The sequence below is a fragment of the Bifidobacterium sp. JNUCC 75 genome (genome assembly GCF_054819865.1).
This window is the reverse complement of the sequence record NZ_JBTHIF010000001.1, coordinates 1238694-1254082: the sequence shown is the minus strand read 5'-3', so window position 1 is coordinate 1254082 and position 15389 is coordinate 1238694. Positions and strand designations below refer to the sequence as shown.

Below are 15389 nucleotides of genomic sequence, written 5' to 3'. Positions count from 1 at the left end.
CGGCATCTTTTTATATCTCGCCTGCCAAGCGGCTTTCACAGGCGAGCGGCGATCATCTCCTTGATCTTCCCATCCTCCGCATTGGCCATGAAGTACTCTGCGAAATGCTCGCCGGAAATGGTCTCTTTAAGGAAGCCCTGGTCAATCCGCTCCAGCACCTCTGGCAACGGACGGTAGACCTGATTCTTTACATCACGCAGAATTCCGGCATTGCGACGCTCCGGCACTGCCCGCTCCTTGGGGTAGCCGCCACCTGCTGGCTCGGCGAAGAGACGCTCGAAAATCAACTTCAGATTCAGCTCGGCTCCCCAGCCAAACCCCTTGGCGAAGGGGATCGAGAGGGCATTGCCCCCGTTGATCTGGCTGAACAAGTAGGCATCAGTCGGATCCTCGGCCAACCCGCAGACCACGCCGGGGAAGCTGTTCAGGGCAGTCATGGCCCCCTGACCAGTTCCGCACCCACTGACGACGAAATCGGCCGCCTTGCTATTGAGCAGGATCGAAGCCAGCAGGCCATTCTGCACGTAGGTCAGCTGGCTCTCCCCCTCCTTCCCGTACATGCCATAGTTGAAAGCCTGAAGCCCTTTCTGATCACAGACCTCCTTCAAGGTCGCGAAAATCAGGGCGTTCTTCGAGGCCTGCGAGTTCTCGTTGATCAACGCTACTTTCATGCTCCGCCTACTCTCCCTCATCACTGATTGATTTCACTACCCGTCTGAACCCCTGCATCCCCTCGCGCAAGTAACCCGAAAGCTTGTGATCCCCCGGCCTTACTGAGGCTGCTTGCCGATATAGGCCAGAATGCCGCCATCGACATACAGCACCTGCCCGTTGACGAAATCCGAGGCCGACGAGGCCAGAAAGACCGCAGGACCCTGGAGGTCCGAGGGATTGCCCCATCGGGCTGCGGGCGTCTTCGAAACGATGAACTGATCGAAGGGATGCCTGGATCCATCGGGCTGACGCTCACGCAGAGGCGCGGTCTGCGGGGTGGCGATGTAGCCAGGTCCGATGGCGTTGCACTGAATGTTGGACCCGCCATATTCCGCACAGATGTTGCGGGTCAGCATCTTCAATCCGCCCTTGGCGGCCGCATAGGCCGAGACGGTCTCCCGACCCAGCTCGCTCATCATCGAGCAGATGTTGATGATCTTCCCGTGCCCCTGCTTGATCATCCCCGGCAGGACGGCTTTGGAAACTATGAAAGGCCCAATGAGGTCCACATCCACCACCTTGCGGAAGTCCTCGACAGTCATGTTCAGCATGGGGATCCGCTTGATGATGCCGGCATTGTTGACCAGAATGTCGATGGTGCCGACCTCCCTGTCAATCCGGTCGACCATGTCGACCACGGCACCCTCATCGGTTACGTCGCAGACATAGCCCCGGGCTGGGATACCTGCCTGCCTGTAGGCCTGGGTCCCCTTGTCCACCGATGAGCGCCTTGAAGCATTGAAAACGATGGTCGCGCCCGCCTCATGCAGGGCGGAGGCTATTGCAAACCCGATCCCGTACACAGCGCCGGTCACCAAGGCCACCTTCCCCTTCAGAGAGAACCTCGACATGGAAAACTCTGCCATGATGACCTCCTCATCACCGACTGTTGCGCTCACGGAAACTATGTAGGGCATGCCGCATCTTCAGATGTACGGCCGAACAGCACCACCGCTGGATTGGCCTCAAACTATCAGGCAACGACTTCTGCGACAAGAAAGTTGCAGGCGCTTTCAACCTCGTATGTGCAACACTCCGGACCGATATTCCAGGGGAGACGGCCGGGCTGCAAAACAGTAGGATGTTCGATGAAACCAGCCCATCAACGAGGAAGGCACCATGGTTCAGACCCCGTCAACACCACTGGAGTATGCCCAGGCAGCGGTCGACACACTCCGCCGCACGTATCCGAACCCGGCCGACCTGCCACCGATCCGCCATTTCCACTACCATCAGGGCGTCCTTCTGTCTGGAGTGCACCAAACCTATCTGATCAACAATGACGAATCCTATCTGGAGTACATAAGGGGTTGGGTCGAATCCAACCTGGATGACCAGGGCCACGTGCTCAACCACGATCCAGTATGCTTGGACGACATCCAGCCAGGCATCCTCCTCTTCCCCCTCTATGACCATTTCGGATCCCCCCGGTACAAGACCGGCCTGGACCAGTTGGCCGACGACCTTGAAGCCTATCCGAAGAACGACGAGGGCGGATTCTGGCACAACGACGGAGTACCGCGGCAGATGTGGCTGGATGGGCTCTATATGGGTGGCCCCATGATGGTGGAATACGGCACCCGCTTCGGACGCAGGAATCTGGTGGACGAGGCGGTCAGACAGGCCCTCCTGATGCAGAAGAAAACCCGCGTACCTGAAACCGGGCTCTGGCGGCACGCCTATGATCCCGATCGCAAGGAACCCTGGGCCGACCCTGTAACAGGCCTCTCGCCTGAATACTGGGGGCGGTCCATCGGCTGGGTGCCCATGGCGGTAGTCAATGAACTGGAACTGCTGCCACAGAGCCACCCGGGACGCAAGAATCTGCGAAACCTGGTCCGCGACCTGCTGACTGCCGTCTGCCGTTATCAGGGCCCCGACGGCCGCTGGTGGCAGGTTCTCGACAAGGTCGGTCAGGAAGGCAACTGGCCTGAGAACTCCTGCACCTGTCTCTTCGTGGCCGCCATCTGCAAGGCCGTAGACCAAGGCATTCTGGACAAGGCTCATCTGGAAGCGGCCAGCAAAGGGTATGAGGGGGTCATCAAGAGCCTTGAGTGGCGGGGAGAGGACCTCCTCATCGGCGACATCTGCATAGGAACCGGCCCCGGCAGCTATGAGGAATACTGCCAGCGACCCACCAGCATCAACGACATGCACGGGGTGGGCGCTTTCCTGCTCATGTGCGCAGGAATGGAACGCATCCGGGTCTAGTCTGCTGACTGTTGTTTCTCCCCGCCCTCTTCGATGTCCTGGTCGTCGAAGACCTTGCGACCCTGGTAAAGATCGAGGTCCAGCTCCTTCTCGGTCCTGGCCACAATGACTGCCGTGTTGGCGGCACCAGCCACGTTCACCAGCGTGCGGCCCATATCCACAATCTGGGAAATAGGCTGCATGATAGCGATGAAGGGTACCGGCAGACCAGCCGCCGTAAAGAGGGAAGTGGCAGTAATCGTGGCTGTACCGGGCACGCCCACCGTCCCCACGGAAACCACCAGAGCAAAGACGATCAGCAGGGCGAAGCGCAGGGGAGTGTAAGGAATCCCCTGAGCATTGATAGCGAAGACCGCCAGGAGAACTGGCCAGAGCCCGGCGCATCCGGGCATGCCCAGATTGGCTCCCAGACTGGCCACGAAGGAAGCCGTCTCTTCGGGAACACCGGCAGAGCGCAGCTGACGGACCGTGACAGGAATGGTGCCGATGCTGCTCTCGGAGGTGAAGGCCACCACGCCCGCCGGCCAAAGGGAGCGGAAGAAGGGCAGAGGATTGACCCGGCCGACCAGGGCCAGGATCAGGGGTTGGACCAGGAAGAGCTGAATCGCCAGGCCCAGGTAGGCCACCAAGAGAACTGCCAGCAGGGGCAGAAGGCTCTTCAGGTTGCTGCGACCAATGGCGGCTGCGATCAGGGAGAGGACCGCATAGGGGGTGAAGCCGACCACGATTTGGGTGGCCTTGGACAGGACCACATTGCCGGCTTCCACGAAAGCCTTGAAGGGGGCCACGCTCTGCTCGCCACGCGGGGTTGAGGCAGCCTTGTTCAGAGAGACGGCCAGGAGGATGGCGAAGATCACGACAGGGATGACCTGGTTCTGGGCCCAGTTTGCCGCCAGATTCGAAGGGAAGAGACCGACCAGGGTATCGAGCACTCCTGGCACCTCGTGAGGCTTGGCCTCCTTGGGCAGGGCCTGGTTGAACCCCTTGCCGACCTGGAAGAGCAGCCCCAAAACCAGGGCTATCACGGCGGCTGTGAAGGTGTTGACCAGCAGCAGAACGATGGTCTTCACACTGATGCTTTTCAGCCGACCAGACCCTCCGATACGGCTGATGCTGGCAATGATGCTGAAGAGCAGCAGGGGTACCACGAGGGCCGAAATGACCTCGGACCAGACGTTGCCGAATGCCCCCACATAGGTGGTGTGACCGGAGAAGCCCACACCTACCAGTATTCCCAGTACCGTCGCTATGATGACCCGCCAACTGAAGTTGACCTTGGTCTTCCTGCTCAGCAGGGCCAGCCCCGCAAAGAGAATGACGACCACTATCAGGGCCGCCCAATCCCAACTTGTTTCCGACATTGCCTCTCCCCTTCAACCTCTTCTTCCCAGGACCGAACGGTCTGGGGTTGGGGTTCAATCTAACAGGAAAGAAGCGAAAGTTCAGCGATTCCCGGAAGAATGCCTATACCCGTTGCTTATGGACTGCTATTCTCTGGCGGATTAGGCCTGGCTGACAGGGGTTGCTAGGAGCGGACCAGGCGGGCGATGGCCTCGGAAGCCTCCTGCATCTTCTCGTCAGCCTCCTCGCCCCCCTTTTCGGCAGCCTCGCGGACGCAGTGGTTCATGTGGTCGTCCAGCAGGGTCAGAGCCACCGACTTCAGGGCGCTGGTCGAGGCGGCAATCTGGGTGAGGATGTCGATGCAGTAGGTATCCGACTCGACCATCTGCTCGATGGCTCTGACCTGACCCTCGACACGCCGGAGTCTGGTGATAGTCCGCTTTTTGTCATTGGCATATCCGGGCACGATTCACTCCATTCCTAGTCAATGGCATTCATGGTTGAGCCGGGACTAACTCGAATTCATGAAACCCATCTCGAAATTCACTATCAGTATACCCCTGGGGGGTATAGTGGGCCACATGAGCAACTTCCTGGTCCTTATTGCAGCCCTGGTCATCACGGCGGGCATCATCTGGTACTTCTTCGCGCCCAGAAAGGCCACCCAGGCCAAGGATGAGGACGGCGTCCAGACCGTCCACATCACAGTCAAGGGCGGATACAGCCCTCAGCTGATCCAGGTTCAGGCCGGGCGGCCGGTCAAGCTGGTCTTCGACCGCCAGGAGAGCGGGGAATGCTCCTCACACGTGGTCTTCAATGACTTCAATATCGACAAGACCCTGCCTGCCTTTCAGACCTCAACCGTCCAGCTGACCCCGCCCAAGGCCGGCGATTATCCCTTCGCCTGCGGGATGAACATGCTTCACGGGATGCTCCGGGCCACCGACGGACCCAAGACCGGCAATACCGAGGCACAATCCAACCAACCACAGGGCGGCCAGCCACAAAGTGAGCGCCCACAAGCCGAATCCACCCAGGCCAATGGCGGCAGCGACCAGGACGAGGCGGATCAGGAACGCACGGCAGAAATCCGTGACCTGACCAGGCGATTCATCGTAGCCCTGGTCTTCACGCTCCCGGTTTTCATCCCAGCCATGTTCGGCATGTTCCTGCCCATGCCACACATTCTGATGAACCCCTGGGTCCAGCTTGTCCTGATATTGCCAGTGATGTTCTACTCGGGCTGGCCCATCCATCGCACCGGGTGGCTGGCCCTGGCGCACCGGGCCCCGGAGATGAACTCGCTGGTCGCCCTGGGCACTGCCACAGCCTTCCTCTACTCACTGGTGGTCACTGTGGCCCCGCAACTCCTGCCTGAGGGAAGCCGTGAACCCTACTACGAGGCCGTGGGCACCATCATTACCCTGATGATCCTCGGCCAGATCCTGGAGGCGCGGGCCCGTCGCGGCACCGGCGATGCCATCCGCGCCCTTATCGGACTAAGGCCCAAGACCGCCACCGTGGTGAGGACCGGCCAGGACGGCAGGGAAACCGCCCAGGAGATCGCCGTCGACGATGTGGTCGTCGGAGACGTGATTCAGGTCCATCCGGGCGAGAAGCTGCCGGTGGACGGCCAGGTCATATCCGGGTCGTCCTCAGTGGACGAATCCATGGTGACCGGCGAGCCCATGCCCGTCCTCAAGCAGGAGGGCGATTCCCTGGTCGGAGCCACCGTCAACGGCACGGGCTCCCTGCGCTACAAGGCCACCCAGGTAGGGCAGGACACGGTCCTGGCACAGATCATCCGGCTGGTCAAGACGGCTCAGACCTCCAAGGCGCCCATTCAGAAACTGGCCGACCGAATATCGTCAATCTTCATCCCCGGAGTCATCCTGGTAGCGCTCTGGACCTTCGTGGCCTGGTGGGCGTTCGGCCCCATGCCCCGCGGAGTATACGGAATCGTGGCGGCGGTCTCCGTCCTGGTCATCGCCTGCCCCTGCGCCCTAGGCCTGGCCACTCCCCTATCCGTAACGATCGGCACCGGACGCGGCGCCCGTGCCGGTGTGCTCTACCGGTCGGCGGAGGCCCTGCAGGGAGCGCATGACATCGACACCATCGTCCTTGACAAGACCGGCACCATAACCCAGGGCCGGCCTGAACTGGCTGATGCCCTGAGCGTGCAGGGGATGAATGATGACCTGCTGATCAAGGCGGCCGCGAGCGCCGAGAGCAATTCCGAGCACCCCCTGGCCCAGGCCATCGTCCAGGCTGCCAAGGACCGCAACCTGGAGCTGGTCCCGGCCAAGGACTTCGACTCGGTTACCGGCGCTGGCATCGATGCGACCTTCCCTTCTGGCTCCTTCGAGGCAGGCAAAGGAACCCCGCATGTTCTTGTCGGCAACCGCAGACTGCTCGAGAGCAGGGGAATCGAACTTGAGAACGAAATAGCGGACCGGACTGGCGCGCAATCCCTCTTGGACACTGCCCGCAGCTGGGAGGATCAGGGCCGCACGACCATCTTCGTAGCCATCGACGGCAAGCTTGCCGGGGTCCTGGCAGTGACCGACCAGGTCAAAACCGGCTCCAAGCAGGCCATCCACGACATGAACGAGCGTGGCATCCAGACCATCATGCTGACCGGCGACAACCAGGGCACCGCGGAGCAGGTCGGGGGCCAGGTAGGGGTCACCCGGGTGGTGGCGCAGATCCATCCCGAGGACAAGGCGAGCATCGTCAAGGCCCTTCAGGCCCAAGGACACAAGGTGGCCATGATCGGCGACGGCATCAACGACGCCCCTGCCCTGGCCCAGGCCGATCTGGGCATGGCCATCGGCACCGGAACGGACGTGGCCATCGAGTCCGCCGACGTGACCCTGGTCTCAGGCGACCTGAACGCAGCCGTCAAGGCTATTGACCTCTCAGCAGCAACCATGCGCAACATCCATCAGAACCTCTGGTTCGCCTTTGGATACAACGGCCTGGGCATCCCCATCGCCGCCGGCGTGCTCTACCCCTTCATCGGCCTCCTGCTCAACCCAATGATCGCCGGCGCAGCCATGGCCTTCTCTTCACTGTCGGTGGTGCTCAACGCCAACCGGCTGCGGCACACGCCCCTGAAGGCCAGGCCAATCAAGGAGGCCAGGCCAATCGACATGGATGCCCTGACCAGGGACCTCAGTATTTCCACCCACCAAGAACACAACCAAGAGAAAGGAAACGAGATGGGACTCTTCCATCATCATGACAACATGCAGCAGGATCAGGCGACGACGGGCAAGGTCACCGACCCGGTCTGCGGCATGACCATCGACCCCAACACAGCCGCAGCCAAGCGCGACTACCAGGGCAAGACCTACTACTTCTGCTCGCAGAACTGCGTCGATACCTTCGACGCCGACCCGGAGAAGGTGCTCAACAAGTAAGCCGGTAGCGCTCCGGCCAAGCCGGTGCGCCCACCTGGCTCAGGTACCGCCCAGCATGCATACATAGAAATTTTTGGCCTCCGCCCACCGGGCTACCCTGGTGGGCGGAGGCCCATGCAGATACCTGTCACTGCAGGCCCTTTGAACCCCCTGTCCGGCCCTACTCGTGGTCAGCATTACTGGCGACATCAGCCAGGGTATAGGTAAGATCCATGGGCTCAGTAGCCTGGACGGCGATTTTGGTCGTCTTATCCGTGGAGAACTTCGTGAGGGAATAGACTCTCCCACTGCCCTCAAACCAGAATTCTACGCTACTCTGATCCTCCAGCACATGCAGTACAGGCTCCTGCCCTTCCTCAAGGCCGCTGGCGACCGGGGCATACTGCTTGCTGTAGTTAGCCTGGCCCTGAGCATCCAAAAATCGTTTTGTAGTCCGGCTGACCTTATATTGTCCGCTCTCCAGATCGTAATCCACGTTCAGGCTGGCATCAGATTGGGCCAGGGTAAGCTTGACGCTGCCAGCCGAACCGACAGCGGTCCCGTCCTTGGGCTTAAAGGCAAACCGCATTTTTTGATAGGAGGAACGCTCAAGTTCAAACTGCTGACCCCGGCGGGATTTTGGCCCTATCTGCACCTGACCTCGCAGGGCTTGCCCATAGAGAGACTCGGGCTCAACAATGGTATTCCGAACCCGATACTCACCTTCCTGCCCAGCCAAGGTGAGCCTATGCGCAAGACTCAACGAACCCAGATTATAGACTTCTCCCTCCCCATCCTCTAGGGCCTTGGAGGTATAATCCCAGTTCCCCATCCAGGCTAAGGAGAGAATGGTGCCCTCATTCTCCTGCATGAAGTTAGCCCCATAATAATCTGAGCCGTCATCCATGCGTTCGGGTTCCTGGTCGGGCACGAATACTTCCTCCTCGTTGAGATGACCCACCATATAGTAAGTGCCTGTAGGCCGGGAATGCTCGTACCCATTGGCTCCAAAAAACATGATGTGTTGGGTTTTCCCAGTCTTGGGGTCTATCAGGGTCTTCAGATTGGGGCACTCAATCAGGCCCAGCCCCATTCCGTCTTGCAGGCTGTCAGCGTTAATCATGGTCCCACCGACATAGCGAAAATCGACCCCATTGTCGCTCCTGTAGGTACCTATCTTGTCACCCTCTGCAAGATACATCATGAGCGAGTGCTTATCAGCGCTGTAAGTGACATACGGATCACGGAAGTTGGCCGTCACATCGGGAGCTTTCATGACGGCATGGTCCACATAGGGGGTGAAGGTCTTGCCCTCGTCCTTGGAGTAAGCGACGAACTGTTCCTGCCTGCCATTAACGTAACTGGTGAAGTAGGCCACCAGATCCTCCCTGTCGAGTTGAGGGAAGAAACCAAAGCTGTTAGGCAGAATGGAACCGGTCGCCATATCCTGCCAGGATCCAGCGAACTTGGGGATGGAGACACCCACATTTTGATAATGTATAAAATCCTTGGTCGTTACCTGATACCACTCAGTCCCATCACCCTCATGCTTGTACTTGGCGTTTTGCAGGTAGATCAGGTGGTATAGTCCGTTCTTGTCCTGCCAGATGGTCTGCACATCGTTCATGAATCCGGCTGGGTTGTAGTAATGATATCGTTGCTTAAATTTACTCTGAGTCAACCGGCTCTCCTTAGCACTCTGGGCCTCAGCCTCCTGGTTACCTTTGAAACTCAAGCCTGGCGCAAAGACCGGTATGAGGGCTCCCAAGAGGCATATCACAACCAGCAAGGTTCCAAAGACCAAGCCCCAATGCTTCTTCCTCCACCTGCGGGCCCTTACCTGCATCGTGTTTCCCGCCTCGGCCTCAACGCCTGCAGGGGGCTCGTCCTTGCCAGGGAGCCTATCGAAATCCTGGTTTTCCATCATCTTCTCCTTTGAGGAATACGAAATCCAACTAGTGGAGGGGCAGACTAATCATGAATGCCCCACCACTGATTCCTTCTCAATCAGCACACACTTGACCTGGGCGTGAATGCGATCAAGCGAGGGAATGGGAGCATTGGTGGGCAAGAGCTTAAGATCATCTAACCGGCGCCGCTCAATCAGTGAGATGAGTTTCAGGGTTGCCCAGTACCCCATCTCATAGTGCGGCAATTCGATAGTTGTGAGCGAGGGGGCCATCATTTCAGCAACAACCTGGTGATTATCCACCCCAACTACTGAGATATCTTGGCCCACATTGAGCCCGCGCCGCATGGCTGCGCTATAGACGTACCAGGCTCGGGCATCGTTGAAACAGAAAAAGCCATCGGGCTGATATTGGTCTACCAAGCGGGCCACCTTTTCCATCCCATCCTGGCCCATTTCTACATTTACGATCAGATTATCGTCTACTGCTATGCCGTGCTCGGTGAGTTCCTTGCAGTAACCAGCCAGTCGACCGCGCTGAGCCTGCATGGGGCCGAATGAACCAATAAAGGCAATACGTTTGCACCCAACATCGATCAGGTGACGGGTGGCGGTCCTGCCTATATGTCGCTCATCAGGAATGATGGAGGGAACATGGCCGCTGGTATCAGTGGCGTCCACAATCACCACCCGCTCCCCGTTCAGACTCTGTGGCAAGTGGATCACCTGGTTATAGACACAGGCATAGAGGAAACCATCTACTCCATAGCTTTTCAGGGCTGAAATTTCAGAGGCCTGCAGCTGGTCATCCCCATCCGTATTGACCGCGACGATGATGTAACCCAGCTGTCGCGCAGCCTCCTGGGCCCCAAAAATCAGCCTGCCCGCATAGGGGGAGGTGGCAATGTGGTCACTGATGAATCCCAGAATCCGCGTCTTTTTCTCACTGGAATAACTGGTTTTCTTGGGGGAGTACCCCATGACCTGGGCAGTCTGCCGGATGGCCTGAGCCGTTTCCCGGCGGATTCGGCCCTGGTCCTTACCATTGAGCACTAACGATACAGCTGCTTTGGAAACACCGAGGCTGTCCCCGATTTCCTGCATCGTGACCACGATCTTCCCCCTTTCTTCGATTCTTATGGGTGGACTTTAGCCCTTGATGGCCCCTATCATGACTCCCTTATTGAAGTATTTCTGCAAGAAGGGATAGAGGACCAACAGAGGCAGTGTCGACACAATAATGATGCCATATTTGATTTGCTCGGCAGCCTCCTGAGCCTGTTGGGCGCCAACGGAGGCAATATTCGACTGGGTCTGATTGGCGAGCAGGATCTGTTGGAGTACATTTTGCAGGGGCCACTTCTTCATATCCGTAATGTAGATCAGACCGGTAAAGTAGTCATTCCAGTGCCCTACGAAGTAGTAGAGGGCGATGACTGCGATAATGGCCGAACTCAGCGGAACCACAATACGTATAAAGTATCCGATGTAGCTCATGCCGTCAATCTGTGCAGCATCATGCAGCTCCTCAGGGATGGAAGTATCGAAGAAGGAGCGCGTGATGATGACATTGTAGACACTGACAGCCCCCGGCAGGATAAAGACCCAGGCCGTGTTGAGGATGCCCAGCTGCTTATAGAGCAGGTAACTGGGGATCAGTCCCCCACCGAAGAACATGGTAAAGGTAAAGAGGAACATGATCAGGCGACGGGCCTTAAACTCCCTCCTAGAGAGAGCAAAGGCCACAGGGATGGTAACCACCATATTCAGCAGGGTGCCGCCCACCGAGTAGAGGATGGTATTGGCGTAGCCATGCCAGATGCGGGCATCATGAAAAATAGTTTCATAACCCTTCAAAGTCGGCCCCTTGGGGAGTAGGCTCAGCTGCCCGCTGGCCACCAGCTTGGGGTCAGACACTGAGGCGATGACAACAAACCAGAGGGGGTAGAGGACGGCCAAGACCACCAGGATCAGGACGACCCAGATAGCGATATCCACCATCCAATCTGAAAAACTCCTCTGCTGGTGGACCTTCTTATTGAAAGGAACCTGCTCCCCACTGTTGCGGGCAGCGAGCAAGTTAGCATCACGAGGGTTCATAGGGGCTTGCACTGGTGTTGATGCTTTTTGTACCATATGACTTCCTTAGAAGATGCTGGTGTCAGAGACCCTCTTCGAGATGTAATTCGCCAGGATCAGGAAGAAGAAGTTGACAAGGGTGTTAAAGAGCCCGATGGCCGTGGAGTAGGAAAATTGACTGCCCAAAATACCTATCTTGTAGGTGTAGGTTGAGATGACCTCTGAGGCCGAGGAATTGAGCGCGTTCTGCATGAGGAAGACCTTTTCGAAACCGACAGAGAGGACCGACCCCATGTTCATGATCAGCAGGACTCCGCAGGTGGGCAAAATGGTGGGAATATCAACGTAGCGAATCAGCTGCATCCTGCCGGCGCCGTCGATTTTAGCTGCCTCATAGAGGGCAACATCCACTGAGCTGAGCGCGGCCAGGTAAATAATACAGTTCCAACCGCAGTGCTGCCAGACCTCGCTAATCCAGTAGATTGGGGTGAACCATTGTGGCTCTCCCAAAAGGCTGGTATCGCCCAGAAACTTTCCCAGGAGGCCAGTTTCTGGCGTCAGGAAAATATTGAGCATGGCCACAATTACCACGGTGGATATGAAATGAGGCATATAGGTGATGGTCTGCACAAGGCCCTTGATCTTGGTGCTGGCTATCTGATTGATCAGGAGGGCCAGAATAATAGGGGCTATAAAGCCCATAACCAGGGTCCACAGACTGATGCTTATGGTGTTCCTCATAATGTTGCCAAACATGGGGGAGGCAAAGAACTGCTTAAAGTAGGACAGCCCCATCCACTTGCCGCCCGTAATACCCTTACTGGGCTCAAACTTCCTAAAGGCCAGCTGGATTCCCCACATGGGAACGTAGGCAAACAGGACGACGAAGAAGATTGCGGGAAGGGCCAACAGCCACAATTGCCAATACCGTTTGAAGGACCACACGATCCCTCGCATCCCGTGTGGTGTATTCTCGTGAACCACCACCTGCTTCGCTTTCATGAGCACTCCATTCACTCAAGATGTATTCAATGGCGACGGGGAAGGATCCCAACTAGGCCAGATCTCAGACCCTCGAGGGCTGCCCTCCGTCCGGGGCCAGAGGCAAACGCCTCGTGGCCCCAATCGATCAGTGAACTCTCCTAGTTGGCTTCACTGGTGTACTGGTCGTAATACTTCTGCCAAATTTGGATGTTCTGCTTCAGGCCCAGACTGGGGTCTTCAAGCTTTTTGACATAGGAGTCCCAGCCCTCATCGACCCCGCCCTTTTGGATCCACTTAGCGGTTTGTGCCAGTGCGTAGCTGAGAATAGCAGTGTTGTTGTTACCCAGGGCGGTTTGATCTTCCTCACTGTCAATACGGACGTAGGCAGGCATGACATCCTTGACTGGGTCGACGTTGGCCAGGGTGTCCTTATAGGCCTTATCGGCCTCCTGGAGCGCCTCGGCAGTTTGGTCATTTTCGACGCTGATACTGTCGGGAATCCATCCCGCAAACCGGTCAGCTACGGCAGCACACTTTATCTTGCCGTCATAGCAGCCGTCCTTCATCCTGTAGACCTTGTCTCCCTTTTCCTCAACAAAGTCAGGAATGTCACCGTAGTACTGGGCGACTGAAATTTTAGGGCTATAGAGGGCGTTGATAGCCTTGTAGACAGTCTCCTTGTTCTTTGCATTCTTGGAAACGGCGATACCGTGATTGCTCAATTCGGTTAGATCCTGGGTGTAATCCCAGGTAACTTCAGAGTCAGGCCTATCGGCGCTATCCTTAGGCACCGGCATAGGGACATATTCATCCTTGAGCTTTTCAAAATCCGTCTTTGCCCAGCCGACAATCAGTCCGGAGCGGGCAGTCTTCCCATCTCCGGTTGTGGCCGCCGTGGTGGCTGCATCGTCTCGGGTCATGGCATCCTTGGGCACCAGACCCTGCTCCATCAGTGAGTGCAGATAGGTAATCACTTTCTTGTACTCAGGTTGCGTTAAGAAACTGTCAACCTTGCCATTCTTGACATAGTAGCCCTGTAGGGAAGGCGAGGTGCCGGCAAAACTCGTGGTAATGCCCGTTGAGTTGAGCAGGACAAAGGGGTTCCAGAGCTTGAACCCATCGGTATCCAGGCGGCGCATATTGAAGGGTATTTCGTCAGGTTTTCCATTTCCGTTGGGATCCTGGGTCTTAAAGGCGGTAAGTACCTGTGTCAGTTCATCCCAGGTCTTAGGCATCTGAAGTCCGAGTTTATCGAGCCACTTCTTGTTAATCATGAAATGGCTCGTTGAGACTCGGTAGCTCTTACCACGGTCTGTAGGGAGTACGTATACGTGCCCCTCCTTGTCTTTCACCATCTTTTCAGCGACGGTATTGTCCTTGAAGAACCGCTGTACATTGGGCATCTTGTCCATATTGGCGTTCAGATCATCAAAGTAGTCATACTTGACTGCATCGCCTGGGTCAAAGGCAAAAATCGAAGCATCCGCTATATCCCCAGAAGCTAATTTGGCGCTCTTCTGCTGACTCCAAGCAGAATCCGCGAGATCCTCCCACTGAATATGACAGTCACAGGCTGCCTCTACATCCTTAGCCCATTTCATTTTGGTCATAGGCGTATCGGTAGAATAGCGCGTGATCATCATTTTTATGACCGGTTTACCATCAGCCTCGGTACTGTTTTCAGCTTTGTTAGAACCACAGGCAGCCAGTGGAACCACCATGCCAAATAAGGCAGCGGCAGTCACAACCCTTTTCCACACACCTCTTTGTGCCATCACACTCTCCTTTACTGGTGACGCCAGGAGCGCGATGATCAGGCGACTGTGCAACCCATCCTTCTCCTGGCGAGGTCATAGTAAAAGAGTTAACTCGTTTATGTCAACTTGCAGCAGTAACTAGTTAACAAGAGATATAAAATACTGAGATATTAGGAATTTATCAGGTGTGCGAAAAAATAAAATTAGTTAACGCACAAGCAGTATCCCCCTCCTGGACCCTATGGTGGGCGGGAATCAGAAAATCATTACTCGCTACCACCAAGGTCACCAGACCAGGCAGGGGTTAACCCTGTTTGTGCCTCTTGGACTCCCTGGGCTCAAGGACGTGGACATCCATACCAGGAATCCGGCCCCAGGAATAGACCGCCATCATATCGGCGAAGATGGGGACAGCCAGCCCGAAGGCAACCATGAGACCGGGCCAGGTGTAGTAGGCCCAGACGGTAATAAGCAGGAGGAGGACCAGCATGAGGCTGCAGAGGGGGCGTGCAATCACCATGGATAGGGAGGTCTTCACAACCCAGATAGGACCCTGGGCAAAATTGGAGCGGACGACCCAGCTTAAGCAGACGAAGAGACCATACACAATGTTGAGGACCAGGAGCAGGCCGGATACCACCAGTCCAGTCGTACCCATATCGTTGCTCATGGTCAGCCAGTACTCCCAGATTAGGAGAACCCAGAGCAGGAACTGCGGCCAGCCGAAGAGGTTGGCGGGCCCCAATTCCACCTTCCAGGCCTGGTGGAAGGCCATCCAGGTCTGCTTGACCGTCCAAGAGCGGTCATGGAGATCCAGGATCCAGGTTCTGTAGACCGAGCAGGAGGCAGCAATGGAGGGGAAGAATCCTGCAAGGACCAGGCCCAGCAGCATATGGATCAGGAAAGCAAGATGAACCACCGCGACCATCATGATGATCCTGCATACAAACTCATAGCCCACTGCAAAACGATGCATCGTCACTCCCAGATTCT

12 protein-coding genes are annotated in these 15389 nt (G+C 56.9%); 2 read left to right on the top strand and 10 right to left on the bottom strand.

What is annotated here, in order from left to right; all coding sequences use genetic code 11:
* Positions 1-35: 35 nt before the first annotated feature.
* Positions 36-671: an RpiB/LacA/LacB family sugar-phosphate isomerase gene (locus ACVWNW_RS05135; RefSeq protein ID WP_454481472.1), complete on the bottom strand. Its 636-nt coding sequence runs from the start codon at positions 669-671 to the stop codon at positions 36-38.
* 99 nt (positions 672-770) lie between these two features.
* Complete coding sequence (locus ACVWNW_RS05130) at positions 771-1631, bottom strand: gluconate 5-dehydrogenase (protein WP_461196332.1); 861 nt, start codon at positions 1629-1631, stop codon at positions 771-773.
* A gap of 202 nt (positions 1632-1833) precedes the next feature.
* Between ACVWNW_RS05130 and ACVWNW_RS05125 the strand changes: the two genes are divergently transcribed.
* Positions 1834-2925, top strand: coding sequence for a glycoside hydrolase family 88/105 protein (locus ACVWNW_RS05125; RefSeq protein WP_454481468.1), 1092 nt, complete (start codon positions 1834-1836; stop codon positions 2923-2925).
* On the opposite strand, the gene ACVWNW_RS05120 is transcribed toward ACVWNW_RS05125, so the two are convergent.
* Positions 2922-4286: a dicarboxylate/amino acid:cation symporter gene (locus ACVWNW_RS05120; RefSeq protein ID WP_454481466.1), complete on the bottom strand. Its 1365-nt coding sequence runs from the start codon at positions 4284-4286 to the stop codon at positions 2922-2924. The genes ACVWNW_RS05125 and ACVWNW_RS05120 overlap by 4 nt on opposite strands.
* A gap of 164 nt (positions 4287-4450) precedes the next feature.
* Positions 4451-4732 carry a metal-sensitive transcriptional regulator gene (locus ACVWNW_RS05115; protein ID WP_024627554.1) on the bottom strand — a complete coding sequence of 94 codons (282 nt, stop codon included), beginning with the start codon at positions 4730-4732 and terminating at the stop codon, positions 4451-4453.
* Between the two features lie 115 nt (positions 4733-4847).
* On the opposite strand from ACVWNW_RS05115, the gene ACVWNW_RS05110 reads away from it, so the two are divergent.
* The gene (locus tag ACVWNW_RS05110) at positions 4848-7688 is read left to right on the top strand and encodes a heavy metal translocating P-type ATPase (RefSeq protein ID WP_454481464.1); all 2841 of its coding nucleotides are present in this window, start codon (positions 4848-4850) and stop codon (positions 7686-7688) included.
* 160 nt (positions 7689-7848) lie between these two features.
* Here the strand turns inward: ACVWNW_RS05110 and ACVWNW_RS05105 are convergent, their stop codons facing one another.
* From ACVWNW_RS05105 to ACVWNW_RS05080, 6 genes are all read right to left on the bottom strand, one after another.
* Positions 7849-9594 (bottom strand): glycoside hydrolase family 32 protein, encoded by a 1746-nt coding sequence (locus tag ACVWNW_RS05105; RefSeq protein ID WP_454481462.1) that lies wholly within the window; start codon positions 9592-9594, stop codon positions 7849-7851.
* Between the two features lie 48 nt (positions 9595-9642).
* Entirely contained in the window at positions 9643-10680 is a 1038-nt protein-coding gene (locus tag ACVWNW_RS05100; protein WP_121913210.1) for a LacI family DNA-binding transcriptional regulator, read from the bottom strand.
* A gap of 45 nt (positions 10681-10725) precedes the next feature.
* Positions 10726-11676 (bottom strand): carbohydrate ABC transporter permease, encoded by a 951-nt coding sequence (locus ACVWNW_RS05095; protein WP_121913231.1) that lies wholly within the window; start codon positions 11674-11676, stop codon positions 10726-10728.
* 45 nt (positions 11677-11721) lie between these two features.
* Positions 11722-12612 (bottom strand): ABC transporter permease, encoded by an 891-nt coding sequence (locus tag ACVWNW_RS05090; protein WP_232350660.1) that lies wholly within the window; start codon positions 12610-12612, stop codon positions 11722-11724.
* A 185-nt stretch (positions 12613-12797) separates the two neighbouring features.
* On the bottom strand, positions 12798-14414 hold the full coding sequence (locus ACVWNW_RS05085) for an extracellular solute-binding protein (RefSeq protein WP_454481460.1): 1617 nt from the start codon (positions 14412-14414) through the stop codon (positions 12798-12800).
* Positions 14415-14700: 286 nt separating this feature from the next.
* Positions 14701-15372: a YesL family protein gene (locus tag ACVWNW_RS05080; RefSeq protein ID WP_454481458.1), complete on the bottom strand. Its 672-nt coding sequence runs from the start codon at positions 15370-15372 to the stop codon at positions 14701-14703.
* Between the last annotated feature and the right edge of the window lie 17 nt (positions 15373-15389).

Bases quoted from the DNA above. Each gene is read 5' to 3' on its own strand.
- ACVWNW_RS05135 (WP_454481472.1), bottom strand. From the start codon at position 671: ATGAAAGTAGCGTTGATCAACGAGAACTCGCAGGCCTCGAAGAACGCC.
- ACVWNW_RS05130 (WP_461196332.1), bottom strand. From the start codon at position 1,631: ATGCCCTACATAGTTTCCGTGAGCGCAACAGTCGGTGATGAGGAGGTC.
- ACVWNW_RS05125 (WP_454481468.1), top strand. From the start codon at position 1,834: ATGGTTCAGACCCCGTCAACACCACTGGAGTATGCCCAGGCAGCGGTC.
- ACVWNW_RS05120 (WP_454481466.1), bottom strand. From the start codon at position 4,286: ATGTCGGAAACAAGTTGGGATTGGGCGGCCCTGATAGTGGTCGTCATT.
- ACVWNW_RS05110 (WP_454481464.1), top strand. From the start codon at position 4,848: ATGAGCAACTTCCTGGTCCTTATTGCAGCCCTGGTCATCACGGCGGGC.
- ACVWNW_RS05105 (WP_454481462.1), bottom strand. From the start codon at position 9,594: ATGATGGAAAACCAGGATTTCGATAGGCTCCCTGGCAAGGACGAGCCC.
- ACVWNW_RS05100 (WP_121913210.1), bottom strand. From the start codon at position 10,680: ATGCAGGAAATCGGGGACAGCCTCGGTGTTTCCAAAGCAGCTGTATCG.
- ACVWNW_RS05095 (WP_121913231.1), bottom strand. From the start codon at position 11,676: ATGAACCCTCGTGATGCTAACTTGCTCGCTGCCCGCAACAGTGGGGAG.
- ACVWNW_RS05090 (WP_232350660.1), bottom strand. From the start codon at position 12,612: ATGCGAGGGATCGTGTGGTCCTTCAAACGGTATTGGCAATTGTGGCTG.
- ACVWNW_RS05085 (WP_454481460.1), bottom strand. From the start codon at position 14,414: ATGGCACAAAGAGGTGTGTGGAAAAGGGTTGTGACTGCCGCTGCCTTA.
- ACVWNW_RS05080 (WP_454481458.1), bottom strand. From the start codon at position 15,372: ATGCATCGTTTTGCAGTGGGCTATGAGTTTGTATGCAGGATCATCATG.